We start from the raw sequence: 25,259 nt of genomic DNA on the forward strand, positions 1-25,259 counted from the left end.
TACTAGGATTTGTACATGAACAATGCAACCAGCGCGATTGAGAACTACATCTTCGGCAAGGACGGAAATCGGCCTGACTTGTTGCAGCGTGCTTTCAGTCCAGACGCCGCTCTTAACGTGTTAGTGAAGACAAGCACCATCCTGTTTCCTCCCAGCGTCCAGGGCCGCGAAGATATTGCTGAAGTACTGGTACGCAGTTTTAGCCTGCAATATGAGAACGTTTATACATTCTGCTTCGGTGCCCCTCCAAAGCCCGACGCAAATGTTCATAAGTGCAAATGGCTGGTTGGCATGTCAACAAAGGCGACTGGAGAGTTACGTGTAGGCTGCGGGGAATATCATTGGGTCTTTTCACCGCAAAGCGGACTGGCTATTCAACTGTCCATTACGATCGAACACATGTTGGAGTGTCCTGCCCTGCATATGCGCAAAATAATGGATTGGCTTCAAGGTCGCAGCTATCCATGGTGTGAATCTACCGACATGCTTGAGTCGGCACCGCCGCTCACTTGCCTCCAGCCGGTTCTCGCCTACATTGCTACATGATCCCTATCGATGTTGTTTGCCCACCTCAAGCGCATCCAGAAATTGGATCGCTTGCGACTACCTGGCATGCGATCTGCTGCTTGATAAGTCAATAAAGTGCAGCCCTCTACAATGGCCTGCGTGGATAACACCTGCGCAAGCCTTACTGGAGACGTTCTGTCAGGTGCGACTTAAAGCCCCCATCGCCCAAGCTCAGGCTTGCGTTCGTCAAGTAACAGTGCAGGTGCCATCGCGCTCGCGATGTTCAGTAAGTGCATGTCAGTAAATACCGGGGAAAGCAACTGCACGCCAATCGGCATCTGGGCTTCATCGAATCCAGAGGGGAGGGCGATTGCCGGTGTGCCGAGGTAGTTACTGGCTCGACTGAACTTGCCGATACTGGCGTGATCAGCGTCCTGGTCATCAAGGGGCAGGGCGCCGTGACCGCTGACAGGCATCAACAGAACGCCGGATGAGCCGATCGCTCGCGTGAATGCCTCGGCTGCATGTGCACGCTGCGCAACTGCGTTTTCGTAGGCGTCACGGCTGATATCCGCGCCGGCAAGGATTCGATTGCGTACAACCTTCCAGAGTAGCTGCGCGGGGTCATGTGCAAGGTGGCCAAACTCGCGATATCCCTCATAAGCAATGATCATCGAGTTGCACTCGGAAAGCCGACCGATCTCCAACTCATCAGTTGGAACCCAGTACTCCAGCGTCCAGCCGGCCGTGCTCAGGTTGATCAAGGCTTGATCCCATACCCGGCGTGCGCCGATGCACAGCGCACTGGGGAATGCACGGGGGTCCAGTACACACACGGTTCCCGGCTGGGTTGGCACCAGCTCATTTGCGAGTTCAGCCTGAACGTTCAATCCATTGCCGGTATACGGGCTCGCGATGATGGCAGTGAGTGCATGTGCGTCGTAAACGTCGCGGGCGATTGGGCCCAGCACGTCCAGGCTTGGCGCGAGTGGAACGACACCGTCCAAACTGATGAGCCCGCTGGACGGTTTGAAGCCGACCAAATGATTAAACGAGGCGGGAGCGCGTATCGATCCGCCGGTATCACCACCGACGGCAATGGGTACAAGCCCTGCTGCGACAGCTACCGCCGCGCCTGAAGAAGATCCGCCCGGGGCGCGATGCAGCTTGGCGTCCCAGGGGTTCCAGGGCGTGCCTCGGGTTGGGTTCTGTCCGGATAGGCCGAAGGCAAATTCGGTCATTTGGGTCTTGCCCACAATCACCATTCCGGCCGCCTGTAATCGTTGCGCGACGGTGCTGGTCACGGAACTGATTGTGGTCAGGCGGCTCAACGAACCTGCCGACGCCAGGGTGTTGGCGATTTCGATATTGTCTTTGATGGCAACCGGTACGCCATGCAAGGGGCTCAATGAGTGACCTTTATCAAGCGCCTTGTCGGCGGCATCCGCTGCCGCCAAGGCTTGCTCGGTGAACACCACGGTGAAGGCGTTAAGCGTACTGCTGCGAGCAATACGCTCCAGAAAATACTGCGTGACGGCGCGCGAGGTGATCTGCCGGGTAGCGATCAGATGGGCAAGCTGCAGGGCAGTCTGGAAACAAAGGGCTTCGGATCGTTCGCGCATAATTTCTAGGTTCTAAGAGGGGTGGATCGGTATCCCCGTGTTCGACGGTCGTTGACGGGGATCGCATAGCGTTGTTCGAGCCAGTGGCTACTTCAGTGGTTTTCCGGCTGTTTCTGGCATTTTGATAAAGGTCAGAAGAGTGAGCGCGGCGCCTGCGAGCACGTAATAGAAGAACCAGCTCTCTTGACCGTGGCTCTGCAGCCAGGTCAGCAGATAAGGCGTAGTCCCGCCGAGCAACGCCACCATCAGATTGTATGGAGCACCAATTCCCACGGCGCGAACACTGCTCGGGAATTGCTCAGACATGATGGCGGGAGCGATCGAGGTATAAAGCGCGTAGAGCAGCAGGCCGAATAACTCCACCATCAGGATCGAGGAGAACGTCGGCTGCATGCTGGTGATAATCGGGTAGAAGAACAGCAGGTAACCCAAGGCGAACACAATCAGTTGCGGCTTGCGCCCGAACTTGTCAGAGAGCATGCCGAAGAGTGGGTGCACGAGCATGAACGCGACCATGGCAACCGTATTTGCAGCAAACGCAGTCGAGGACTCCACGTGCAGTGCCCGGATGGCATAGGTCGGGATGTAGATAACGAACAGGTAAAAGGCAAAGGTGCTGAGGATCGAAAAGCCCACAATCCGCAGGGTCTCGCGCGGATAATCACGCAGCAGGGTGCGCAGCGGTTGCTTCTCTACCTTCTTGGTTTTTTGCGTTGACGCTTCTGCTTCAGGCACCGACATACGCAGCCAAATGCCTGCGATACCGCCCAAGGCGCCGAGCAAGAACGGAATGCGCCAGCCGAACTCTCGCATCTGCTCGTCGGTGAGGACGGTGGTCAGTGCCCAGCCAATCGCCGAAGCGGTCAGAATACCCGCGGCGGAACTAAAGAATACAAAGCTCGAAAAGAAGCCGCGACGGTGGTCTGGTGCTAACTCGGCAAGGTAAGTAGAGGCTGACGCGTATTCACCGCCCAACGATAAGCCTTGCATCAGTCGCGCTATCACCAGCAAAACCGGGGCCAGCAGGCCGATCTGCTCGTAGGTGGGGGTAATGCCGATCATCAGTGATCCGCCGGCCATCAGCATGATGGTGACCCCCAAAGCTGATTTGCGGCCATAGCGATCAGAGTAGATCCCCAGGGCCCAACCACCGATTGGGCGCATGAAGAAACCTACGGCGAAAATAGCGAAAGTCGCTAGCAGTGACGCCGTTTCGTCAGTTTTCGGAAAGAATTGTGTGGAAAAGAACACTGCGAACGAGGCATAGATCGTCCAGTCGAACCACTCCACCGCATTGCCAATGCTGCCAGCAGCAATTTTGCGCGCGGTTGATACCTGCGGCTTTGCCGCTTGGGACGTTTGAGTCGCATAATTCATTGGCTTGTGCCTTTGGGTTTGAATTGTAATTATTTTTAGACATGTGCGGCCTTGTTTTGTTTTAATTTAGCCACTTGAGCGAAGGTATTGTAAGAATATGGTCTCGTCAACCGTTGATACGGATGAAAAAAGACATGTTGCGCTGGATGAAACGGATCTGGCCTGCCTGATTGCACTGCAAGCCAATCCTCGCGGCACCTGGCGGGATCTGAGTGCCTGCTGCGATGTGGCGGAGCGTACGCTGTCGCGTCGCCTGCAACGCTTGATGGACAGTGGTTACATCCGGGTCATCGGCGAGCTTGATCCGGTTGTCGTAGGCAGTGGCCCGGTGTTGCATGCATGGATTCGGGTAGCCGACGGGCGTCAGCGGGAGGTGGCGGAGCACTTGGCGCAGTTGCCGCAGACCCAGGTGGTCATGGCGACAACGGGAGAGTTCGATATCTTCACCGAGATCAACTTACCCAGTGTGCAAGCGCTTTCTGACATGGTGGTGCAGGAGTTGCCGCTGGTGCCGGGGGTAAGGCAGGTTCAAACGCAAGTGGTCCTCAGATCGTTCCGACGGGCCAGTCGCTGGCGCATTGATGGTTCGGTGCCCACTGAACCGGTGGTGGCCGGGCCTGTGAGCCTGAATGCTGACGAAATGCGTCTACTGGATGCATTAATGCTGGATGGAAGGGCCAGCCTGGGCGCGCTTGCTCAAACGTGCGAGGTCAGTGAACCGAAGGTTCAACGGATGCTAAGTGGGCTCGTCGACAGTAATGCCCTGACATTTCGCGTGGAACTGGAGCCTCTGTTGGTGGGCTACGGGGTCGAGGCGATTGTGTCGCTGCAAACTCGACCGGGTGCGGCGGAGGGGATTGCCCTTGCGCTTGCAAAGGATGAACACACCCGTTGCCTGTTTGGTACCAGTGGTGGTTCGCAGTTGTTTTGGCATGTGCTATGTCGCGATATCCATGATCTGTGGACCGTCTCAACCGCCCGCATGGGGGCCCTTGAGGGGATCATTTCGTGTGAGACCAATACGGTGGTAAGAGCCTATAAAAGAGCAGGGCGAGTGCGTCGAGGGCTTATGGTTGAGTAGTGTTGCGGCCTGCCGTTGAGCAAGCTCTCTTTGGGTGAGGTTTCCATGCGTTACAGGCATTGCTGCCTGAAACTACGGACTCGGCAATGGGGATGTCACGGTCACTTCGCCACCGCCGACATCAGCAACTTGCGAATTTCCCCGGTAATCGCACTTTTGGTGCCTTGCTCCAAGATCCCCACCCGGCGTACCGCCAAGTCGCCGGGCAACGGCAATACGCGCAGGCTGGGGTCTTTGTGCCAGTCAAAGTTCTTCAGCAGCGGTACGATCGCCACGCCGACTTGCTGGCGCACCAGGTCGGCGATGCCGATGATCGAGTTCAGTTCGAGGATTTCCAGCGGTTCGACCGATTCGCTCTTGATGATCGACTGCACCTTGCGGCCTACGGCGGTGGAGCGGTCATAGCGAATGAACGGCTGGGTCCTGAGCAATTCCACGGCGTCGTCGATGCCGGCGGTTTGCGCGGTGTTGGCGAGCATGACGATGGGCTCGTTGTAGAGCAGGGTCCAGCTCAACCCGTCGAAGTTCTGCCGCGCCGTCTCGATCAGCAATGCCGCGTCGAGCTTGCCGGCGTGGACCAGGCTGACCACTTCTTCGGAGCGGGCGGTCATCAGGTTGACCGATATGCGCGGGTGCAGCTTTTTCAGTTGCACCAGGCAATTGGCGAGCAGGCCCATGCCGGAGGTAATGCCGCCGATGGACACTTCACCCTCCATGGCCATGTCATCGGGGGCCTCGGCAATCATTTGCTCGTAGTCCGCCAACAGGCGCTTGGCCTTGGGCAGCAACAACACGCCATCGCGGCTCAGCTTGATCTGCCGCTGGCTACGGTCGAACAGCGGTCGGCGCATCTCTTCTTCGAGGGCGCGCATTTGCTGGCCAACGGCGGCGTTGGTGAGGGCCACACGGTCGGCGGCGGCGGCAAAACTGCCGTACTCGGCGACGGCGATAAACGTCTTGAAGAAACGAATGTTGCTCATGGGTAGGCCCGGGCTCATGGGTACGACGATATCGTAAAGGTTTTGTTTACTCTGGCTAAAGTTAAATTAGTTTTTCTTTTTATAGTGCTCGACCAATACTCAAGTCCGAACTGACTCGGCGAACTTTCCAAATGAGCAATCCAGATATCAGCCCTGAAGACGCAGCATTACGTGCGGCAAAAAACGTGTATCACCTCGGCGCGACCACCGTGTACTCCCACCATGGGGACAGCCGGTTTGCCTACACCCTTTACGTGCCTGAAGCCATCGAGGACAGCGCCCGGCCGGTAGATCTGGTGGTCTCGCTGCACGGCTCGACCCGTGCGATGGAGATTTACCGCAATGGCTTCGCGGAATTTGGCCGCTGGAACGATTGTGTGATCCTGTCGCCGCTGTTCCCGGTCGGCGTGCTGGGCGATGGCAATGGTGATGGCTACAAGCAGATAGTCGAAGGCAATATCCGTTACGACCAAGTACTACTGGACATGATTGCTAGCGTTGGCAAGCGCTACGGTCGCAGCTTCGAGACCTTTGCCCTGTTCGGCTATTCCGGTGGTGGGCAATTCACCCATCGCTTCTGCTACCTGCACCCCGAAAAGCTCTGGGCGGCGTCCATCGGCGCGCCGGGCTCGGTGACCCTGCTCGATGCCGATCAGGACTGGTGGGTCGGCGTGCGGGACTTTGCCACGCGCTTCGGCAAACCGTTGAACCTGCCAGCCTTGCAGCGATTGCCGGTGCATATGGTGGTGGGTGATTCGGACCTCGAAACCTGGGAGATTACCCACCGTGAGGGCGGCAAACACTTCATGGCCGGTGCCAACGCGGCCGGGCGTACGCGACCCGAGCGCCTGGCTACCTTGAAGGCCAGCTTCGAAGCTGCCGGTGTGCAGGTGCACTTCGACCTGCTGCCCAACGTCGCGCACCAGGGCATCAAGGCGATGCCGGCTGCCCAGGACTTTTTCGCCAAGGTGTTGCGCCACAAGCGCAACCTGGGCTGATACACCGCAAGTGATGCACTCAGAACAGACCGCATAACAATAACCAAGGATCCACTCATTCTGATGCCGGTCCTGCCTTGGCTCCCGCCACTGACCGGAAAATTCCTTCAAGGAGTCTTTCTCCCGTGAATAGTTACGTAAAGACGGCATTGGCCGTCGTAATGTCAGCGTGCACCTTTTCCATGGCCGTTGCCCAGGACAAGGTCATCAGCGTCGGGCTCAACGGTGATATCCGCAGCACCGACCCAGGCGTCAACCGCGACGACAACACCGACGCGGTGATGATGCATATCGTCGAAGGATTGGTGGCGTACCGTGAAGACACCAGCATCGCCCGGATGCTGGCCAGCGCAGTTGACGTGTCGGCGGATGGCCTGCGCTACACCTTTACCCTGCGTGACGGCGTGCACTTTCACAACGGCCAGCTATTGACGGCCAAGGACGTGCAATGGACCTGGCAGCGTTACCTGGACCCCAAGACCCAGTGGCGTTGCCTGGCAGAGTTCGACGGGCGCGGTGCGGCCAAGATCGTTGATATCGCCAGCCCCGACCCAAAAACCGTGGTATTCACCCTGGATCAGGCCAATGGCTTGTTCCTGGCCGCCATGGCCCGTCCGGATTGCGCGGGCAGCGGCATCCTGCATCCAGACTCCCTGGCCGCCGATGGCAGTTGGCGCGCACCGATTGGCACCGGCCCGTTCACCCTGGGCAAATGGCAGAAGGGCCAGTACGTCGAACTGGATCGCTTCAAGCAATACACCCCACGTGCCGAAGACAAGGCGGATGGTTACACCGGCAACAAGCAGGCGTTTGTCGACACCGTGCGGTTCGAGGTGATCCCCGATTCGGCCTCGGCCAAGGCAGCGTTGCTGTCGGGTGGCGTGGACCTGCTGCCGGACGTGACCGCAATGGACGCCGCACAACTCAAGCAGGTCAAGAACCTGCAGATCCAGGTCAGCCCGATCATGACCATCAGCGGGCTGCTGTTCCAGACCCGCGACCCGTTGCTCAAGGACGTGCGCATCCGTCGTGCGGTGGCGTTGTCCCTGGATTACGCGCAGATGGTGGCGGCGCTGTCCGATGGTTTGTCGGTGGTCAACAACTCAATCATTCCCACAGCGAGTCCGTACTACGACAGCGCTGCGCACCAGGGTTATACCTACAACCTCGACGAGGCCCGGCGCCTGCTGAAGGAAGCCGGCTACCGCGGTGAAAAAATCCGCATGCTGGTCAACAAGCGCTACCCGCAGATGTTCGACATGGGTTTGCTCAGCCAAGCCATGACCCAAGCGGCAGGCTTGAACATCGAGATGGAAACCCTGGAGTGGGGCACACAGTTGGAGCGTTACCAGACCGGTAGCTACCAGATGATGTCGTTCTCCTACTCGGGACGTTTCGATGCGGCGCAAAGCTACGAATCGGTGATCGGCGACAAGGACAAGGAACCGCGTAAGGTCTGGGACAACCCCCAAGCCCTGGCCATATTGCGTGAGGCCCAGCGTGAAGTTGACCCCGCCAAGCGCCAGCCATTGTTCGACAAGCTGCACACGCTGATGCTCAAGGATGTGCCCATGGTGGTCATCTATAACGGCACGGCCATCGGCGCCATGGGCAAGCGCGTCGAGGGGTATCGTTCCTGGCCTGTTGCCAAGCCGCGCCTGTGGGGCGTGAAGCTGGCCGACACTTCCAAGTAAGGCGCACTGCTATGTTTCGATTCATATTGCACAGGCTCGGCATGGCGGTGCCGACCCTGTTGCTGATCTCGGTGATTGTGTTTGCCTTGATCCGCCTGATCCCCGGCGACCCGGCGCTATTGATGCTAGGCGACATGGCCGACCCGCAAAGCCTGGCCGATATGCGCAGCAGCCTGGGGCTTGACCACTCGGTGGTGACCCAGTACCTGATCTGGATCAAGTCGGTGCTCAGTGGCGACCTCGGCGTGTCCATCAGCAGCCGTCAGCCGGTGTTGGAGCTGCTGTTGGAGCGCTTCAGCGTCAGTGCAACCGTGGTGCTGGTGGCGGTATTGCTGGCGACCTTGCTTGCAGTGCCGGTGGGTTTGCTCGCAGCCTGGAAGCAAAACAGCGCGATGGACCTGGGTCTGGTGGCGACGGCAACGTTGTTGCTGTCGGTACCCAGCTTCTGGTTGGGTTTGTTGCTGCTGTATGTCTTCGGCATTCAATTGGGCTGGTTGCCGGTGATCGGTTACGTCGGCTTTGCCACTGACCCGATGAAAGCGCTGACCTATGTGGTACTGCCGATCATCACCCTGACGCTGGTGGAGTTCGGGGCCATTGCCCGGATGGCACGGGCCAGCACCATTGAGGTGCTACGCCTGGAATACATCGCCCATGCCCGGGCCAAAGGGTTGTCGGAAGGCGCGGTGCTGTGCAGGCACGCCTTGCGCAACGCGTTTGCACCGACCTGGACCCTGATTGGCCTGATCCTTGGCAACTTGCTGGGCGGCATTGCGGTGCTGGAAACGGTGTTCACCTTGCCAGGTATCGGCCGATTGATGGTCGATGCGATTTTCTCCCGCGACTACCCGGTGTTGCAGGGTTGCCTACTGCTGGTCACCTGCATCTATGTGGTGGTCAACCTGTTGGTGGATCTGCTGTATCCGCTGTTCGATCCAAGGGTGAAGCTATGAACCTCAAGACTCCTGCCTTGTCCAGCGTGGCGGCGATCCCGCCTCGGCGGCGCCGGCGTTACCCGCCGCTGAACGCCCTGATCGGCACCAGCCTGCTCGCGGCACTGGTGTTGCTGGCATTGCTCGGTGTGGTGTGGACGCCTTACGACCCGCTCAAACTGGACCTGCTCTCACGCCTGCACGCACCGAGCGCTGTGCATTGGCTGGGCACCGACGAATTTGGCCGTGATGTTTTCAGCCGGCTGATCATCGGTGCGCGTACCAGCCTGTGGATCAGCCTGCTCTCGGTCAGCGTAGCGGTGATCTGCGGCACGGTGATCGGCATGCTCGCCGGTTACCTGCGCGGCTGGACCGACCGGGTGCTGATGATGCTCAACGATGCGCTGCTGGCGTTCCCCGGCATCCTTATGGCCCTGGGCATCATGGCAATTGTCGGCGCCAGCCAGTACGGCATCGTGCTCGCCCTGGGTATCGCCTACACCCCTTCGGTGGTGCGGGTGGTACGTGGCAGCGTGCTGTCGCTGCGTGAGTTGGAGTTCATCGAGGCCTCGCGGGTGATCGGCAACTCCGAGCTGTACACCATGTTCCGTCACATCACCCCCAACTGCCTGGCGCCGCTGTGTGTCTTGGCCACCAGCATGTTTGGCTGGGCGTTGCTCTCGGAGAGTGCCCTGAGTTTCCTCGGCCTTGGGGTTCCACCGCCGGCCGCGACCTGGGGCAGCATGCTCTCGGCCAGCCGCACTTATATCTCGACGGCGCCGTGGCTGGGGATCTTCCCGGGCATCTTTATCAGCCTGACGTTGCTGGCTATCAATCTGTTCGGCGATGCCTTGCGTGATCGTCTCGACCCGCGCATGAGGAAATGAGCATGAGCGCTCCAGTGCCTTTACTGGCCGTTGAAAATCTACAGATTCGCGTCGGCGTGGATGGTCCGCTGGCCGTCGACGACTTCAGCTTCACCATGGCCCCCGGCGAAATCGTCGCCCTGGTGGGCGAGTCGGGCAGCGGCAAGACCATGGCCGCCCGCGCTGCCATTGGCTTGCTGCCGGCACCAATGCAGGTGTGCGGTGGGCGCATCATCTTCCAGGGCCAGGCGCTGGACAGCAGCAATGCCAAGACCATGCGTGAAGTGCGTGGCGCACGGATCGGCATGGTGTTCCAGGAGCCAATGGTCTCGCTCAACCCCGCGCTGACCATTGGCCGGCAGATGAGCGAGGCACTCAAACTGCATACCACGCTGGATGCGCCGACGATCCATGAGCGCTGCATCGCCATGCTGCAACGCATTGGCATCAAGGACGCCGAAAAGTGCCTGGCGTCCTACCCGCACCAATTCTCCGGTGGCATGCGCCAACGCATCATGCTCGCCTCGGTGATGTTGCTGCGCCCGGCGCTGCTGATTGCCGACGAACCCACCACGGCCCTGGATTGCCTGGCGCAACTGGACGTGATCGAGTTGATGCTGGAACTGACCCGCGAGCAGGGCACCGCGATTCTGTTTATCAGCCACGACCTGTCTTTGGTCGCGCGTTATGCCCACAAAGTCGTGGTGATGCGTTCGGGCAAGGCGGTAGAGCAGGGCCGTATCGAAGACATCCTCTTTGCCCCCAAGGCCGAATACACCCGGCAGTTGCTCGAAGCGCTGCCACGGCGCGGGGAACTGGTGCCACTGCCGGCGGCCGACAGCGCGCTGTTGCAGGTCCGCGATGTGTGTATCGAACACCCGGGACCGCGCAGTTTCTGGGGGCGCAGCGTGCCCAAACGCGTGGTGCACTCGGTGAACCTGAGTATCGCGCCGGGTGAGACCCTGGCCCTGGTCGGTGGCAGCGGTTCGGGCAAGACCACCCTCGGGCGTGCGGTCGTCGGCTTGGTCAACCCCTGCGCCGGGGCGATCCTGTTCCAGGGCGTGGATATCCTCAAAGCCGCCAACCGGGCACATCGCCTGCAATGCCAGATGATCTTCCAGGACCCGTATTCGTCCCTCGACCCGCGCATGACTGTGGGCCAGATCCTCGCCGAACCGCTGCGCCATGAACCCGCCCTGACGGCCGCGCAAAAGCGTCAGCGGGTCACTGACACCCTGGTCGACGTGGGCTTGCCCGAACAGTTTCGCGAGCGCTTTGCCCATCAACTCTCCGGTGGTCAGCGCCAGCGCGTGGCGATTGGCCGGGCGTTGGTGCGTCGGCCCAAGCTGGTGATTGCCGACGAGCCGATTTCGGCACTGGACATGACCATCCAGAAGCAGATCCTCGAACTGTTCGAGCGCTTGCAACGCCAATACGGCTTTGCCTGCCTGTTCATTTCCCACGATCTCTCGGCGGTGGAACGCATCGCCCACCGTGTGGCGGTGATGAACCAGGGCGAGGTGGTCGAAATGGGCCCGCGTGACACGATTTTCGATGCCCCACAACACCCTTACACCCGTCGGCTACTCGCCGCGGCCAGCCCTTTGGAGAAACGTGCGGACGGTAGTTACCGCCTCCGTGCCAGCGTGATTTAGGTACTGCTGCACCCCAGGCCACGGCACTGAAACCCAACCCTTCGCAAATCGACGATTTGCGAAGCGGGCGAAGCCATGGCCGAAGAAAACAAAAACAACCCCACTCAACCTGTCTGCCAGGAACCTACACATGAATAACCGCATCACTAAAGTTGTCGCCAGTGCCAGCGTCATGGGCGCCGGTTTCATGCCCTTGTTTGCCCAGGCCGACTTCGTCGCCGACAGCAAAGCGGCGCTGGAGTTGAAGAACTACTACTTCAACCGCGACTACCGCGAGTCCAGCGGGCAGAACAAGCGTGCCGAATGGGCGCAGGGTTTTATCCTCAAGCTCGAGTCGGGCTTTACCGACGGTACCGTGGGCTTTGGCCTGGACGCGGTGGGTATGTTGGGCATCAAGCTCGATTCGAGCCCGGACAACTCCGGCACCGGGCTGCTGGCGCGCTCCAGCATGGCCGAGCCAGGCTCCCCCAGCTACGCCCGCCGCGCCCATGACAACTACTCAAAATTGGGCCTCACCGGCAAGGCACGCCTGGCCAAAAGCGAGTTGCGCGTGGGTTACATGGTGCCGGACCTGCCGACGCTGCAGCCGAACCTCAGCCGCCTGTTCCCGCAGAGTTTCAGCGGTACCGCAGTGACCTCCAAGGACATCGACAAGCTGACACTGACCGCCGGCCAACTGGACCAGGTCAAGCAACGCGACTCAACCCACTACGAGGATATGGGGCTTACCAGCCAGTACGGCGCCTACAAAAGCAGCGCCAAGAGCGATGAGTTCCGCTACGCCGGCGGCGAGTACGCACTCACGCCGACGACCTTTGTGACCTACCAGTTCGCGCAACTGGAAAGCCTGTACCAACAGCATTACCTGGGCCTGAAAAACAGCTTCAAGTGGGGCCCGGGCACGTTCAAGACCGATATCCGCTACTTCAGCGCCAGTGAAGACGCTGCAGGCCTGGCCGGCAAGGTGGATAACCGGGCGTTGAGCACGCGCATCGGCTATGGCCTCAACGGCCACAACCTCAGCGGCGGTTACCAGGAACAGTACGGTTCGACGCCGTTCACCTATGTGGACGGTACCAACACCTACCTGTTCACCGAGTACCAACTGGCCAACTTCTCCCAGACCGGCGAGCGCGTGTGGCATGCCCGTTATGACTATGACTTCGCCTCGCTGGGCATTCCGGGCCTGCTGTTCTCGACGCGTTATGCCAAGGGCGACAACGCCAAAGTCATCGGCTTCAACGGCGAAGGACGGGAGTGGGAGAGGGACTTGAGCCTCGGCTATGTGGTGCAGAGCGGCACGTTCAAGGATGTCTCGCTGCGTTGGCAGAACGCTAGCGCCACGAGCAACTTCGCCCGTGACACCAACGAAAACAGAGTGATCCTGGGCTACACCGTGGCGCTCTGGTAGCGGTAATGGCGTGCAGCAACAGCCTGTTGCACGCCCAAGCAGTGGAAATGAGGGGATAGATCAGATGACGAGTTTGCCGTTGCGGCGGGCACTGCCCAGTCAACAACGCGTATCGGCGCGTGGCGTAAGTGATTTCATCGAAGCGGTGAACGCTGCGGACCTGGAGTTGCACAGCTTCATGCTGTACCGCGATGGCGCGGTGGTAGCTGAAGCGTTTTGGGCGCCTTATGGCGCCGAACGCCTGCATGTCCAGCATTCGGCGACCAAAAGCTGGGTGTCCATGGCCGTCGGGCTGTTGGTGGATGACGGCGCGCTGTCGTTGGACGCCAAGGTGGTGGATTTTTTTGCCGCCGATTGCCCGGCATCCATCAGCGCCAACCTGGCGGCCATGACGGTGCGGGATTTGCTGACCATGCGCACCGGCCATCGCCAGGGCATCTCGGGTGGCGCCTGGCGCGGGCGCAGTGACAGTTGGGTGCGGTTGTTTCTCAATGAGCCGGTTGAGGACCCGCCAGGGCACCGGTTTATCTACAGCAGTGCGTCGAGCTTCATGCTCTCGGCGATTGTCAGCGTGGTCAGCGGCCAGACGGCGTTCGAGCTGTGCGACGCACGTATCTTCCAACCCATGGGCATGGGCCCCATCGAGTGGGACCTGGCTCCTGGCGGTTTCAACACCGGTGGCAATGGCCTCAGTTGCCGCACCGAAGACTTGCTCAAATTCGGCGTGTTGCACTTGCAACAGGGCAATTGGCAGGGGCAGCAATTGCTATCGCGCGAATGGGTAGCCGAAGCGACCCGTGGGCACGTCGATGATGTATGGATGGGTGCCTTCGATGGCAAGCGCTACCTGAGCCGCGACGAGTCGAGCGATGCGGCTGTCACGCGCCGCGAAGGCTACGGCTACCAGTGGTGGATGACCCAGCACGGTGGGTATTACGCCTCCGGCGTGTTTGGCCAGCAGTGCATTGTGTTACCTCGTCATAACGCGGTGATTGCCTTTACCGCGGGGCTTGCCCTGGGCGAGCGGCGCTTGCACAGCCTGCTCTGGGAGCATCTTTTACCGGCGCTGGACGTACCCAGCGAAGGCTCGGCGGACGCCGCGCTGGCGGCGCTGCTGGCCCATCAACAGCGGCCGGTCATGTCTGGCGCCGCGAGCTCGCCGCGCCAGGCTGAATTCAATGGCACGTTTGTCATGCAGGCCAACGAAGACCAGGTCAGCGAAGTGCGCCTGGCGTTCGGGCCTGAGCATTGTGACTTTTACCTCACCGACCCCCGTGGCACCCATTGCATCCGTGCCGGGCTGAGCGCCGGCATCGAAACCCAGACCAGCATGACCGGCCACTATCTGCATCATCAATACCAGCCGGAACTCACCCCGGTGGTGGCGCAGGCGCGCTGGACCGAAGACGGGGTGTTGAGCATGACCTGGCAGTTTGTCGAGACGGCGTTTTGTGATCGGGTCACCTGCCGTATCGAACACGGCACCTTGTACGTAGACCGCAGCGTCAACGTAAACGCAGGCCCGTTGCAGCGTCCGACGCTGACCGGCCATCCAACCATCGCTTTGCAGGAGTCGCCATGAACGATCTTTCCAACCCTTCAGTTTCCGCTCACGGTGCGTTCTGGGCGCCATTTACCCCGATGCGCCAGTTCCAGCAACAACCGATGATGTTCGCCAGCGCCGACGGTATGCACTACACCACCACCGATGGGCGCCGCGTACTCGATGCAATGGCGGGGCTCTGGTGCGTGAATGCCGGGCATGGCCAGCCGAAAATCGTCGAAGCCATTCGCGAAGCGGCGGGGCGCCTGGACTTTGTCTCGTCATTCAAGATGAGCCACCCCCAGGCCCTGGAAATGGCCGAGCGCCTGATCGACATCAGCCCCGCCGGTATGGAGCAGGTGTTCTTCACCAACTCCGGTTCTGAAGCGGTGGATACCGCGCTGAAGATCGCGCGGGCCTATCACCAGGCGCGTGGTGATTGCCGTCGGACCAAATTTATCGGGCGTGCCAAGGGCTACCATGGCATGGGCTTCGGTGGGCTGTCGGTATCCGGTATCGGCCGCCAGAAGCGTGACTTTGGCCCACTGCTGGGGGAGGTCTCGCACCTGCCATTGCCCTATGACGCAGGCATGCGTTTCAGCGCCGGGCAGCCGCAGCAGGGCGCCAGTTACGCTGATGCGCTGACACAACTGCTGGATATCCAGGACCCGAGCACCGTGGCCGCGGTGATTGTCGAGCCGGTGACCGGCTCCGGCGGGGTTTATCCGCCGCCCCAAGGCTATTTGCAACGCTTGCGCGAGATTTGCACACGGCACGGCGTGCTGTTGATTTTCGACGAGGTAATCACCGGTTTTGGCCGCGTCGGCGCGCCCTTTGCCGCGCAAGCCTTCGGCGTGCTGCCAGACCTGATTACCACCGCCAAGGGCCTGACCAACGGCGCTGTGCCCATGGGCGGCGTGCTGGTCAGTGGCGCGGTGTATGAAGCCTTCATGGCCGGGCCGCAGAACGTCATCGAGTTGATGCATGGCTACACCTATTCAGCGCATCCACTGGCGTGCGCGGCCGGGTTGGCGACCCTCGAGGTGCATCGTGAATTGGGCATCAACCAGCACGTCAACGCGGTGAGTGGGCTGTGGCAGTCGACCGCACTCGCGCTGCAAGGCGTCGGCGCGGTGCTGGACGTACGCGCGATCGGTTTGCTCTGCGCGGTGGAGCTCGAGCCGCGCCCAGGTTTCCCCGGCGCCCGTGGCAGCGAGGTCGCGCAGTGGTGCTTCGACAACGGGGTGCTGGTGCGCGGCTCGGGTGACACCATTGTGATTTCGCCGCCGCTGGTCATCAGCCCACAAGAGATCGCCCAGGTGTTCGACACCCTGGCGAGTGCCCTGAAACACGTCGCCTGAAGGGAGTGCAAGGGATGTCCGATCTGTTTGAGTTCTACATTGACGGTGCCTGGGTCAAGCCCCACGGTACGGCCGTTGAAACCGTGGTCAACCCGTCCACCGAGCAGGTGGTTGCGCGCATCATCCTTGGCGACAGCCACGATGTGGACCGCGCAGTCGGCGCGGCCAGGCAAGCATTTGCGGGGTTCGCCGCAAGTTCGCTGGAGGCGCGTATCGACCTGCTGCAACGCATCATCCAAGCCTACCAGCGCCACAGCGAAGCGCTGATCGAAGCGGTTCACCTGGAAATGGGCGCGCCGCTGTCCCTGGCCCGCAGCGCCCATGTGCCGGCAGGCCTGGGCCATCTGGTCCAGGCGTTGAATGTGTTGCGCGAGTACCGCTTCGAGCGTCGCCTGGGCAATACGTTGGTGGTGCGCGAGCCCATTGGCGTGTGCGCCCTGATCACCCCCTGGAACTGGCCGCTCAATCAACTCACCTGCAAACTCGCTCCTGCGCTGGCCGTGGGCTGCACCGTGGTGCTCAAACCCAGTGAGCGGGCGCCGTTGTCAGCCCGGATCATTGCCCAGGTGCTGCATGAGGCCGAGGTGCCAGCGGGGGTGTTCAACCTGGTCAACGGCGACGGGCCAGGGGTGGGCGCCGCATTGGCGCGCCATGGCGAGGTGGACATGGTGTCTTTTACCGGTTCCACCCGTGCCGGCGTTGCGGTGGCCAAGGCGGCGGCGGATACGGTCAAGCGTGTGTCCCAGGAACTGGGCGGCAAATCCGCGAATATCCTGCTCGACGATGCCGACCTGCCCAGCGCGGTGCGCCATGGGGTGTTGGGCTGCATGCGCAACAGCGGCCAATCGTGCAATGCACCGACGCGGCTGTTGGTGCCGCGTGCGCAGCAACAGGCGGTGATTGAGATCGCCCAGCAAGTACTCGCGCAGGTGTGCTACGACGACAGTAACCCGATCACCGCCATCGGCCCTCTAGCCAACGCCATGCAGTTCGAACGGGTACAGGACATGATCGCCCAGGCCCTCGCCGAAGGTTCACGGTTGATCGCCGGGGGGCTGGGGCGGCCAGCAGGCGTTGAGCGTGGCTACTATGGGCAACCGACGCTATTTGCCGACGTCACCCCGCAGATGCTGGTGGCCCGCGAGGAAATCTTCGGCCCGGTCTTGGCAATCATCCCGTACGACAGCGAAGCCGAGGCAATCGCCATCGCGAACGACAGCCCCTACGGTTTGTCCGGTTACGTCACCTCGGCCAACCCTGGACGCAGCCGCCAGGTCGCCCGGCAGCTGCGTACCGGCATGGTCCACCTCAACGGCGCCCGCGCCGACCAGGCCGCGCCGTTTGGCGGCTACAAACAGTCGGGCAACGGCCGCGAGTGGGGAGAGTCTGGGTTTGACGAATATCTGGAGAGCAAGTCGCTGTTTGGGTACTAAGTGGTTTCAGGCATGGATTGACAGGTTGATCCGACGACGGTCTTTTAGAGGCTGTCCGTCACCGAGCTTTTGAGTATCTGAATGCTGTCAGGACAGGCGCGAAGATAATGCTGCTGGTGGCCCACAAACTGACCGCCGACTCAACTAAACTCCCCCAGAGCTGCTCCTGACAGCGCCTGGTGAGACGTCATGATTGCCCATACCCCCACGCTTTTTGCCTGCGTCGCCTTAGTGGCGACGATCATGGCGTTTTGTCTGATATTGGTTGGCCAGTTCAACCAGCGTGACGGCTTGCTGACCATTGGCTTTGGTTTGCTGGCACATGCCCTGGCCTACATTGGCTATACCTTGTACGGCCACGCCCCGTTGTGGTTGACCTATGGGGCTGCGAACACATTGTTGGCGGTAGCGCTGGCCTTTTACGGGGCCAGCGTATTTCGGATCGTTGAGTTGCGCGTCCGCTGGTGGCGGATATTTGCGCCTGCTGCATTGATGCTCGTATTGATGGTAAGTCTGATCGGCACGCTGGAGCCGCGAATGCTCGCCGCCACGCTTGTGTTGATGGTGCAGTGCGCCTTGATCATCTATTGGACGTGCCGCTACGTACCCGCTCAGGGGCGTGCGCGCATGCTGTTGATCATCGGATCAAGTATCAGCCTGATCGGCCTGGGCATGCGGGTGATCGCCATCATCAGTGGAGGGGCTGCCGAGATGCGCTATGACGTCAGTAACCTTAAGCAAACCATCTCCGTCAGTATCGGCACGTTCACCGCGATGATGATCTCCCTCGGGCTGGTGCTGCTGGCCAAAGAACGCAGTGAGTCGTTATTCCAGCGCCTGGCGCTGCGTGACGTGCTGACCGGCATTCTCAATCGCAGAGCCGTCCTCGAGCAGTTTTCCAAAGAGCTGGAACGCGCGCGTCGAGACGCCTCCTACCTGGCGGTGGCCATGGTCGATATCGACCATTTCAAGCAAATCAATGATGTACATGGACACCTGGCGGGTGATGAGGTGATTTGCCACTGCGTCAATCAACTCACCCAGCGAATTCGTGAGTCCGACAGTATCGGCCGCTACGGTGGCGAGGAGTTTCTGGTGCTGCTTCCCCGCACCAGCCCCGAAAACGCCGTGGCGGTTCTGGACCAGTTGCGCAGGGCGGTCGCTGAGTCACCGGCTCGGTTTGGCGAGGCAAGCATCCCATTGCGCATCAGTATCGGTGTTTGCTGCGTGGTGCCAAACGAAGATGACACCACGGCCAGCCTGCTTGCCCGTGCGGATGCCGCTCTTTATGAAGCTAAGGGGTTGGGGCGTAATACCTTGTGTTTGGCACCGCCGCAGGTGCATCGCGAAAACACGGCCCCGGTTACGTCATTGGGCACTGAGCGGGAGTGCAGATGAAACGCCTGGCACAGGTGATGAACGGCGGGGGGCTCCGGCGCAAATCGATCGTTTGTAAAGTGTCTGCGATAATAACGGCGTATGTTTAAGGTGTACGACTGCGCTTCTCTTAATTGCGTTTCATGGTGGGGAGTCTTAATAAGCAGCACCCCGATAAGTATTCTGCCTTTTCCATATACCCCTACACCGAACATCACGTCGCCTGTTGAAAAGCCCAGGTGATAAAACAATTCTGGCGGTGGGCCTCCGTCAAAAAACGTAAAGTCTGCACTGCAGAACAGTTCATTTTATCCATGACTCGACTTTTGCCTCTAGTGGTTGAACGCTATCCCGCGCCTGAAGTGAAATTACTTCCCAGCGACTGCCGGGCGCTCCCCCGACTAACCAACCTTCACGGCATGATGCCGAGCCCACCGCAGCCTTCACCAGCATCTTCAAAGCCATCTGTCTGCTTTGGCATTGAAGCCGTTCGTATAAGTCTGTGGTCAATGCCTTTGCGGTTACGCCGGCCTGCTTCTCTATTCATATGGGGTGGGTGCGAAGATTTTTCTTTGCTATTTCGATCTTGAGCTAAAATACAGCCTGCGCCGTAGAGGTTTTTTGAGGCCTTTCTATTTAGTAGTTCATAGATCATTAAAGTGTTTATTAAATCGGTGGTTGTGCAGTAGTTTTCGTATTACAAACTAAAGTCTTATTCAGTGGGGGCAGGTATCTAGTTATAATTTATGCAGTTCGCATTTCCCGTCAGGAAGAATGGTTCGCAAGGGATGCAGTTGGGAGTTGCCATGGTTGACGATAAGACGCTGAACACCCTCAAGAGCATTCTTTGCTGTCTTGCGGGATCGGTCGTGGTGCTGGATCGCTCTGCCGGGATTGTGGCGGGCAATAGCGCCTTCTTGGATTTTCAGTTTCGAAATTCGATATCCACTGATCGCGACTCCGATTTTGTCGCTCTCCTGCGGCTTGAGGACCATTGGCTTTTTTATGCAGCGCTTGAAAAAGCTGACGCGGGCAGTCGTGCGTTTTTTGAGGCAACGGCCATAGCCTCAGGCCGTCTGGGCGTTTCGATAATGCTGTGGCGCGATAACTACTTTATCGCTGAGATTACGCCCGGGCTGGAGTCGCGGACGCCTTGCTGCAGCGGCGAAGGCTTCTCTGACATCGACATCCCCCTCAGATCCATTTTCGATTCTTCTGGTACCGGATTGGCGCTGGTTTCACTGGACGGGCGTTGGCTAAGAGTCAATGCCGTCATCTCCAAGATGCTTGGCTACAGTGAGGCGCAGCTGCAAACCACCACGTTCATGGCCTTGACCCACCCCGAAGACCGGGAGGTCGGCAAGCCGCTGATTGAGGAGTTGAAACTCGGCACCAGGTCAGGCGCCACACTGCATAAACGCTATATCCATCGGGACGGGCAGGTGGTCTGGGTGAGGTTAACCGTTGGGTTGGTGCGCGATGGCATGGGGCAACCTTGCTGCTTTGTGTCGCAACTGGAAGATATCACTGAGAACTGGGAGCTGCGCGAAACACTGATGGGCAGCGAGCTCAAATTTCTCACCCTCGCGCAGAACTCACCCAACATCATCGTGCGATATGACTGCAATCTTCTGCGCACCTATGTCAATCCGACATTTTTGCGGCTGACCGGCCTGTCTTACGCCGAGTCGATAGGCGTTAGTCCCAGCGAGGATGCCGGTGAATATCTCCACCAACTGCGTCATGTTTTAAAGACGGGTAAGACAGCCCAGTTTTTTAGCAGTTGGACTGTTGCTGACGGCAGCAACTATGTGAGCTGTGCCGTCAGCCTCATGGTCGAGCGCAGTAATACGGGGGCAGTGGTCGGCCTGCTCGCGCTGGCCCACGACATCACGCAGCTGCACATGCAGCAAGTCCTGGAAGACGCGCGTTTGCGAATTTTCGAGAAAATGGCTTCGGGCGCTCCTCTGGAGGAAACGCTCGAGCTACTCGTGAACTATCTGCACCTGGCCTTGCCCCATTGGTCCTGCAGCGTAACGTTGGTAGAGCCACAAGGCTTTAGTCCCACAACATGCATCCCTCATTCGCTGCCCCCTATTCATGCCCACGCTGAAGTTTGGTCCGAGTCGATCGTAGGTAAACAAGGGCAAATCCTTGGCGCTTTCCAATTGTCCCAGGCGCTTAGACTCGCGCCGGATGAGAGCGACATTCAGCGCGTGCGCCAGACCTGTCACATTGCTGCCATTGCGATTGAGCGCTGGCGATCGGAATCATTACTTCGCGAACGAGAGCGCCGTTACCGAAACATTTTCGACCACACCCTGGACATGCTTTGTCTACTGAACGTTACGACGCTCGATTGTGTGCGTTGTGTTGAGGTCAACCCTGCGCTGTTAGAGGCGCTTGGCAAAACGCATATCGACGTTATCGGCCAGACGCTTGAGGTGATAGTGGGTCGCTTGAGCGCTCAGAAAATCCAGGCGTTGTGCGGACAATGCACGGTCGCCGGAGTCGTGGTCGAGTCTGATGAATGCATGCTGCTTCGCAACGATGTGCGACACCTGCACTTTACCCTGGTGCCTCTGGCGGACCCTGGACGCACGGGCTCACGCATATTGTTGATCGCCCGGGACATTACCTTGTTGACCAAGGCTCGACAGAAAGAACTGGAACGCCAGCACGACATCAACGCACTGGTAGAAAACAGCCCTGACGCGGTCGCGCGCTTGAGCGTTAATGGCGAAGTACTTTACGTCAATGCGCAGTTGCGAAAGTGGGTGGGCGGTGCTTGGCCAGAGTTGGTGGGAATGCCCATGGAGGCGGTGGCGCCCCTGAGTTCCCAATCGCAATTGTTTCGCGAATTGGTTGCCCAAGTGATTCATGAAAACAAAGCGACGGAGCAAGAGTTTCTGTTCTCGGGTTTGAAGACCGCACCCAAAGTAGTGCTGATCCACTTTGTTCCGGAGGTCGATGGCCAACGGGTTGTCAGCGTACTGGCGGTCGGGCGCGACATTTCCAAACTGCGCGCTGCCGAGAGGCGATTGGCCAACTCGAATGCGCAATTGCGCGATCTGTCGACTCGTCGGGAAACGGCCCGGGAAGAGGAGCGCAAACTGATCGCCAGAGAGATCCATGACGAGCTGGGCCAGCACTTGACGGCACTGCGTATGGGTATTTCGTTATTGAGGTTTCAATTTGGTGCCACCGTGCCCAAACTCACGCCGCAAGTCGAGCAGCTTATGGCACTGATCGATAAGACTATCCAGGTCGTACGTGATGTCTCCACTAGCCTGCGACCCTCTGCATTGAACCTTGGGTTGGTTTCCGGTCTTGAATGGCTGACAACCGAATTCGTCACATTGACCGGGGTTCCCTGTGTCTTGCACCTGCCTCTGATTCCCCTGACGCTCCCCGATACGCATGTCACTGCCGCCTTCCGCATCGTGCAGGAGTCGTTGACCAATATTGCTCGTTACGCCGAAGCCACTCAGGTCGTTGTCACCCTGAGCCCACAGGAATCGCACTGGGTACTGGAAGTTCAGGATAACGGTAAGGGTTTTGAACCAGATGCCGTCACCCGCCAGACCTTGGGGTTGGCAGGGATGCGCGAACGCGGCCTGATGTTGGGTGGCAAAGTGATTATCTTCAGCCATCCCGGACAGGGCACCACAGTCCAGGCGTTCATTCCGATGCAGAAGGATACATAGCCATGATTCGCATACTGATCGCCGATGACCATACCATCATGCGTGAGGGGCTAAAGCAGTTGTTCATGCTGGTTGCCGATGTGCAAGTGGTGGCGCAAGCCCAGAGTGGAACCCAATTGATAGAGCTGTTGCGTCATGTCGAGATCGACCTGTTGTTGCTCGACATGAACATGCCAGGCATCAGCGGCGAAGTTCTGATTGCCCGGTTGCACACCCAATACCCGAATCTGCCGATCCTGGTGTTGAGCATGCATAACGAAATCCATATCGCGCAACGCGCATTGCGCGCCGGTGCGCTCGGCTATCTGACTAAAGATCGCGACCCCGAAACACTGTTGGTTGCCATACGTCGCGTGGTCAGCGGGCAACGTTACCTGGACCCGGGGCTGGCAGAGCAGATCGCGCTGCAAAGCAGTGGCTTGAAGCAGCAGACTTTTGTCGAAAGCCTGTCCGATCGCGAATTCCAGATCATGCGCCTGCTGGCCCACGGCATGAGCGTCAACCAGATCGCCGAGCAGTTAGTCATCAGCAATAAAACCGTCAGTACCCATAAGACTCGACTGATGGAAAAGATGGGTTTCTGCTCCACGGCGGATATCGTGCGCTTTGCCATGACCTTGGGGATCTCCTGACTGTCGCGCACAGGTAGGGATTTTCCTACCCTGTTTCCCGGTATCCCTACCCCAGAATAGGGATGCTCTGATGGCTGTGATGCCATTATTTAGCCAGTATCTCTCTCAAGCAATCGAACTGCCAATTCACCGGCAGCCAGATGCGTTGACTGGGAGACAGACCGTGAATCAACATCCCCACCCCTCAGCTGCCTTGACACTGTTTCCCGTTGCTTCGGCGGGGCTGCTAGGTGGCCTTGCGCTCGCTTACGGCGCCGGCTTCACGGCCTGGGGAGTAGGGGCGGGAGGCATGTTGTCGGCGCTGTGCATAGGCCTGGGCGTGTGGGCAAACAGGCGTCACCAAGCGCACTGGACCCGCCTGCAACTGCAGCTGGATCAGCCTGCGGTGGGTTTGGCGACGCTGGCCGTCGATAGCGGCTTGGCAGACGTGTGCCTGAATGTGCTACCGGTTTGGTCCCGGCAGATAGAAGCCGCTCGGCTGATCAGCGAAACGTCCATCCTCAAGCTCAGTGAACGCTTCGGCACGCTGTCGTCAAATATCAGCCACAGCGTTTCCAGCAATGGCGGTCAAGACGCTTCGCAGCAATTGGTCGAGTTGCTGGAAGTCGGCCAGCATGACCTCAACTCCATCGTCCTGGCTCTGCGCGCCGCACTCTCCAATAAAGAGAACGAACGCAAAGAAGTCATGCAACTTTCCGGCTTCACTGAGCAACTCCAGCAGATGGCCAAGTTTGTCGGTGACATCGCCAGCCAGACCAACTTGCTTGCCCTCAACGCGGCCATCGAAGCTGCGCGTGCCGGTGAGGCCGGGCGAGGTTTTGCGGTGGTCGCCGATGAGGTGCGCAAGTTGTCGAGCATGTCCGGCGAGACCGGGCGCAAGATCAGCGAAACCGTCATTACCGTCAACGCCGCCATTGCCCGTACGGTGCAAATGTCCCGCCACCACGCTGAACAAGACACCTTGACCCTCGCCGACTCGGAGCGCGTGGTTTCGCAGGTCATTGAACATTTTCGCGGGAACGCCCAGACCATCGTAAGTAACAGCCATGACCTGCAGCAGCAGAGCGCAAATGTCGCCGACGAGATTGCCCAGGTGCTGGTGGAACTGCAGTTTCAGGACCGTGTCAGCCAGATGTTGACGCTGATCACGCGTGACCTGGGCAAGTTGCAGGCGCAGTTGGACGAGCGCCACGAATCGAGTCTGAACGGGCAGAGCCTCACCCCGATGGTCAGCGACCGCTGGCTGCAAGAGCTTTCAACGGCCTACACCATGCCTGAGCAACACGCCATTCATGGCGGTAAAACTCACGCCAAGGCGGATGCCAGCGAAATCACCTTTTTCTAAAGGAGCTTTTCCGATGAGCAAAACCATTCTGATCGTCGACGATTCGGCCTCCATCCGGCAGGTGGTGAGCATCACGCTCAAAGGCGCGGGCTACGACGTAATCGAAGGCTGTGATGGCAAGGATGCACTGAGCAAACTGGATGGACGCAAAATCCATCTGATTGTCAGTGATGTGAACATGCCCAACATGGACGGATTCAGCTTCGTCAAGGCCGCCAAGCAGCTGCCGGCCTACAAGTTCACTCCGGTCATCATGCTGACCACTGAGGCCAGTGATGCGATGAAGCAGCAAGGCCAGGCCTCCGGTGCCAAGGCCTGGATGGTCAAGCCTTTTCAGCCTGCACAAATGCTTACCGCCGTCTCCAAGTTGATCCTGCCATAGACGATGGCCAGCCGCTGCTGGCCGGGAGGTTTCCATGAATAGCACTGTGCCCATGCTGCGTCGAATTCAGGTCATGGAAGGCCCGCTGACTATCTACACGGCCACTGAACAAAAAGATGTGTTGTTGTCGTTGTTTCCCCTGGCCCATGAAGTTGAGTTGGACTTATCCAATGTCGACGAGCTGGACAGCGCGGGTCTGCAACTGTTGATCCTTGTCAAACGCGAGTCCCTCATGAAAGGAACGCAGTTGCTGCTGAGCAACCCTAGCCCGACGGTGAGCGAAGCATTGCGGCTCAGTGGCCTTGACGACTACTTCGCCAATGCATCTTTTGCCCCGTTGGCTGGAGCCTGATCGT

At 59.3% G+C, this 25,259-nt stretch carries 21 protein-coding genes; 17 read left to right on the forward strand and 4 right to left on the reverse strand.

Going from position 1 to position 25,259, the window contains the following annotated elements:
• Nucleotides 1-15: 15 nt before the first annotated feature.
• Nucleotides 16-546, forward strand: a complete 531-nt coding sequence (locus tag HBO09_RS22770; protein ID WP_169997458.1) for a hypothetical protein — start codon at nt 16-18, stop codon at nt 544-546.
• Between the two features lie 170 nt (nt 547-716).
• On the opposite strand, the gene HBO09_RS22775 is transcribed toward HBO09_RS22770, so the two are convergent.
• Together HBO09_RS22775 and HBO09_RS22780 are read right to left on the reverse strand one after the other, a co-directional pair.
• Nucleotides 717-2,129 (reverse strand): amidase, encoded by a 1,413-nt coding sequence (locus tag HBO09_RS22775; protein WP_169997456.1) that lies wholly within the window; start codon nt 2,127-2,129, stop codon nt 717-719.
• 87 nt (nt 2,130-2,216) lie between these two features.
• On the reverse strand, nt 2,217-3,506 hold the full coding sequence (locus HBO09_RS22780; RefSeq protein WP_169997454.1) for an MFS transporter: 1,290 nt from the start codon (nt 3,504-3,506) through the stop codon (nt 2,217-2,219).
• 97 nt (nt 3,507-3,603) lie between these two features.
• On the opposite strand from HBO09_RS22780, the gene HBO09_RS22785 reads away from it, so the two are divergent.
• Nucleotides 3,604-4,587 carry an Lrp/AsnC family transcriptional regulator gene (locus tag HBO09_RS22785; RefSeq protein ID WP_169997452.1) on the forward strand — a complete coding sequence of 328 codons (984 nt, stop codon included), beginning with the start codon at nt 3,604-3,606 and terminating at the stop codon, nt 4,585-4,587.
• Between the two features lie 101 nt (nt 4,588-4,688).
• Here the strand turns inward: HBO09_RS22785 and HBO09_RS22790 are convergent, their stop codons facing one another.
• Nucleotides 4,689-5,567: a LysR family transcriptional regulator gene (locus tag HBO09_RS22790; protein ID WP_169997449.1), complete on the reverse strand. Its 879-nt coding sequence runs from the start codon at nt 5,565-5,567 to the stop codon at nt 4,689-4,691.
• A gap of 131 nt (nt 5,568-5,698) precedes the next feature.
• On the opposite strand from HBO09_RS22790, the gene HBO09_RS22795 reads away from it, so the two are divergent.
• The 10 genes from HBO09_RS22795 to HBO09_RS22840 all read left to right on the forward strand — a co-directional run bounded on the left by HBO09_RS22795 (nt 5,699) and on the right by HBO09_RS22840 (nt 18,858).
• Nucleotides 5,699-6,565, forward strand: coding sequence for an alpha/beta hydrolase (locus HBO09_RS22795; RefSeq protein WP_169997447.1), 867 nt, complete (start codon nt 5,699-5,701; stop codon nt 6,563-6,565).
• A 125-nt stretch (nt 6,566-6,690) separates the two neighbouring features.
• Complete coding sequence (locus HBO09_RS22800) at nt 6,691-8,259, forward strand: ABC transporter substrate-binding protein (protein WP_169997444.1); 1,569 nt, start codon at nt 6,691-6,693, stop codon at nt 8,257-8,259.
• Between the two features lie 11 nt (nt 8,260-8,270).
• On the forward strand, nt 8,271-9,212 hold the full coding sequence (locus HBO09_RS22805; RefSeq protein ID WP_169997442.1) for an ABC transporter permease: 942 nt from the start codon (nt 8,271-8,273) through the stop codon (nt 9,210-9,212).
• The gene (locus HBO09_RS22810; protein WP_169997439.1) at nt 9,209-10,078 is read left to right on the forward strand and encodes an ABC transporter permease; all 870 of its coding nucleotides are present in this window, start codon (nt 9,209-9,211) and stop codon (nt 10,076-10,078) included. Before HBO09_RS22805 ends, HBO09_RS22810 begins: the two co-directional genes overlap by 4 nt.
• A 2-nt stretch (nt 10,079-10,080) precedes the next feature.
• A complete protein-coding gene (locus tag HBO09_RS22815) occupies nt 10,081-11,712 on the forward strand; it encodes an ABC transporter ATP-binding protein (RefSeq protein ID WP_169997437.1) in 1,632 nt (543 codons plus the stop codon).
• Nucleotides 11,713-11,842: 130 nt separating this feature from the next.
• Nucleotides 11,843-13,123 carry an OprD family porin gene (locus tag HBO09_RS22820; protein WP_169997435.1) on the forward strand — a complete coding sequence of 427 codons (1,281 nt, stop codon included), beginning with the start codon at nt 11,843-11,845 and terminating at the stop codon, nt 13,121-13,123.
• 64 nt (nt 13,124-13,187) lie between these two features.
• Entirely contained in the window at nt 13,188-14,705 is a 1,518-nt protein-coding gene (locus tag HBO09_RS22825) for a serine hydrolase domain-containing protein (protein WP_169997433.1), read from the forward strand.
• Nucleotides 14,702-16,027, forward strand: a complete 1,326-nt coding sequence (locus HBO09_RS22830) for an aminotransferase class III-fold pyridoxal phosphate-dependent enzyme (RefSeq protein ID WP_169997431.1) — start codon at nt 14,702-14,704, stop codon at nt 16,025-16,027. Before HBO09_RS22825 ends, HBO09_RS22830 begins: the two co-directional genes overlap by 4 nt.
• A 14-nt stretch (nt 16,028-16,041) precedes the next feature.
• The gene (locus HBO09_RS22835) at nt 16,042-17,460 is read left to right on the forward strand and encodes an aldehyde dehydrogenase family protein (RefSeq protein ID WP_169997429.1); all 1,419 of its coding nucleotides are present in this window, start codon (nt 16,042-16,044) and stop codon (nt 17,458-17,460) included.
• Between the two features lie 189 nt (nt 17,461-17,649).
• Nucleotides 17,650-18,858 (forward strand): GGDEF domain-containing protein, encoded by a 1,209-nt coding sequence (locus HBO09_RS22840; RefSeq protein WP_169997427.1) that lies wholly within the window; start codon nt 17,650-17,652, stop codon nt 18,856-18,858.
• Between the two features lie 391 nt (nt 18,859-19,249).
• Here the strand turns inward: HBO09_RS22840 and HBO09_RS22845 are convergent, their stop codons facing one another.
• The gene (locus HBO09_RS22845) at nt 19,250-19,492 is read right to left on the reverse strand and encodes a hypothetical protein (protein ID WP_169997425.1); all 243 of its coding nucleotides are present in this window, start codon (nt 19,490-19,492) and stop codon (nt 19,250-19,252) included.
• A 151-nt stretch (nt 19,493-19,643) separates the two neighbouring features.
• On the opposite strand from HBO09_RS22845, the gene HBO09_RS22850 reads away from it, so the two are divergent.
• The 5 genes from HBO09_RS22850 to HBO09_RS22870 all read left to right on the forward strand — a co-directional run bounded on the left by HBO09_RS22850 (nt 19,644) and on the right by HBO09_RS22870 (nt 25,255).
• Nucleotides 19,644-22,544, forward strand: coding sequence for a PAS domain S-box protein (locus HBO09_RS22850; protein ID WP_262381312.1), 2,901 nt, complete (start codon nt 19,644-19,646; stop codon nt 22,542-22,544).
• A 2-nt stretch (nt 22,545-22,546) separates the two neighbouring features.
• A complete protein-coding gene (locus HBO09_RS22855) occupies nt 22,547-23,176 on the forward strand; it encodes a response regulator transcription factor (RefSeq protein ID WP_169997422.1) in 630 nt (209 codons plus the stop codon).
• Nucleotides 23,177-23,465: 289 nt separating this feature from the next.
• The gene (locus HBO09_RS22860) at nt 23,466-24,521 is read left to right on the forward strand and encodes a methyl-accepting chemotaxis protein (protein WP_262381313.1); all 1,056 of its coding nucleotides are present in this window, start codon (nt 23,466-23,468) and stop codon (nt 24,519-24,521) included.
• A gap of 13 nt (nt 24,522-24,534) precedes the next feature.
• Nucleotides 24,535-24,903: a response regulator gene (locus HBO09_RS22865; protein ID WP_169997419.1), complete on the forward strand. Its 369-nt coding sequence runs from the start codon at nt 24,535-24,537 to the stop codon at nt 24,901-24,903.
• A gap of 34 nt (nt 24,904-24,937) precedes the next feature.
• Entirely contained in the window at nt 24,938-25,255 is a 318-nt protein-coding gene (locus tag HBO09_RS22870) for an STAS domain-containing protein (RefSeq protein ID WP_169997417.1), read from the forward strand.
• The last annotated feature ends 4 nt before the right edge of the window (nt 25,256-25,259 follow it).

Source organism: Pseudomonas sp. WS 5027, from assembly GCF_012985695.1.
Lineage (GTDB): Bacteria > Pseudomonadota > Gammaproteobacteria > Pseudomonadales > Pseudomonadaceae > Aquipseudomonas > Aquipseudomonas hygromyciniae.

Bases quoted from the DNA above. Each gene is read 5' to 3' on its own strand.
- HBO09_RS22770 (WP_169997458.1), top strand. From the start codon at position 16: ATGAACAATGCAACCAGCGCGATTGAGAACTACATCTTCGGCAAGGAC.
- HBO09_RS22775 (WP_169997456.1), bottom strand. From the start codon at position 2,129: ATGCGCGAACGATCCGAAGCCCTTTGTTTCCAGACTGCCCTGCAGCTT.
- HBO09_RS22780 (WP_169997454.1), bottom strand. From the start codon at position 3,506: ATGAATTATGCGACTCAAACGTCCCAAGCGGCAAAGCCGCAGGTATCA.
- HBO09_RS22785 (WP_169997452.1), top strand. From the start codon at position 3,604: ATGGTCTCGTCAACCGTTGATACGGATGAAAAAAGACATGTTGCGCTG.
- HBO09_RS22790 (WP_169997449.1), bottom strand. From the start codon at position 5,567: ATGAGCAACATTCGTTTCTTCAAGACGTTTATCGCCGTCGCCGAGTAC.
- HBO09_RS22795 (WP_169997447.1), top strand. From the start codon at position 5,699: ATGAGCAATCCAGATATCAGCCCTGAAGACGCAGCATTACGTGCGGCA.
- HBO09_RS22805 (WP_169997442.1), top strand. From the start codon at position 8,271: ATGTTTCGATTCATATTGCACAGGCTCGGCATGGCGGTGCCGACCCTG.
- HBO09_RS22810 (WP_169997439.1), top strand. From the start codon at position 9,209: ATGAACCTCAAGACTCCTGCCTTGTCCAGCGTGGCGGCGATCCCGCCT.
- HBO09_RS22815 (WP_169997437.1), top strand. From the start codon at position 10,081: ATGAGCGCTCCAGTGCCTTTACTGGCCGTTGAAAATCTACAGATTCGC.
- HBO09_RS22820 (WP_169997435.1), top strand. From the start codon at position 11,843: ATGAATAACCGCATCACTAAAGTTGTCGCCAGTGCCAGCGTCATGGGC.
- HBO09_RS22825 (WP_169997433.1), top strand. From the start codon at position 13,188: ATGACGAGTTTGCCGTTGCGGCGGGCACTGCCCAGTCAACAACGCGTA.
- HBO09_RS22830 (WP_169997431.1), top strand. From the start codon at position 14,702: ATGAACGATCTTTCCAACCCTTCAGTTTCCGCTCACGGTGCGTTCTGG.
- HBO09_RS22835 (WP_169997429.1), top strand. From the start codon at position 16,042: ATGTCCGATCTGTTTGAGTTCTACATTGACGGTGCCTGGGTCAAGCCC.
- HBO09_RS22840 (WP_169997427.1), top strand. From the start codon at position 17,650: ATGATTGCCCATACCCCCACGCTTTTTGCCTGCGTCGCCTTAGTGGCG.
- HBO09_RS22845 (WP_169997425.1), bottom strand. From the start codon at position 19,492: ATGATCTATGAACTACTAAATAGAAAGGCCTCAAAAAACCTCTACGGC.
- HBO09_RS22850 (WP_262381312.1), top strand. From the start codon at position 19,644: ATGGTTGACGATAAGACGCTGAACACCCTCAAGAGCATTCTTTGCTGT.
- HBO09_RS22855 (WP_169997422.1), top strand. From the start codon at position 22,547: ATGATTCGCATACTGATCGCCGATGACCATACCATCATGCGTGAGGGG.
- HBO09_RS22860 (WP_262381313.1), top strand. From the start codon at position 23,466: ATGTTGTCGGCGCTGTGCATAGGCCTGGGCGTGTGGGCAAACAGGCGT.
- HBO09_RS22865 (WP_169997419.1), top strand. From the start codon at position 24,535: ATGAGCAAAACCATTCTGATCGTCGACGATTCGGCCTCCATCCGGCAG.
- HBO09_RS22870 (WP_169997417.1), top strand. From the start codon at position 24,938: ATGAATAGCACTGTGCCCATGCTGCGTCGAATTCAGGTCATGGAAGGC.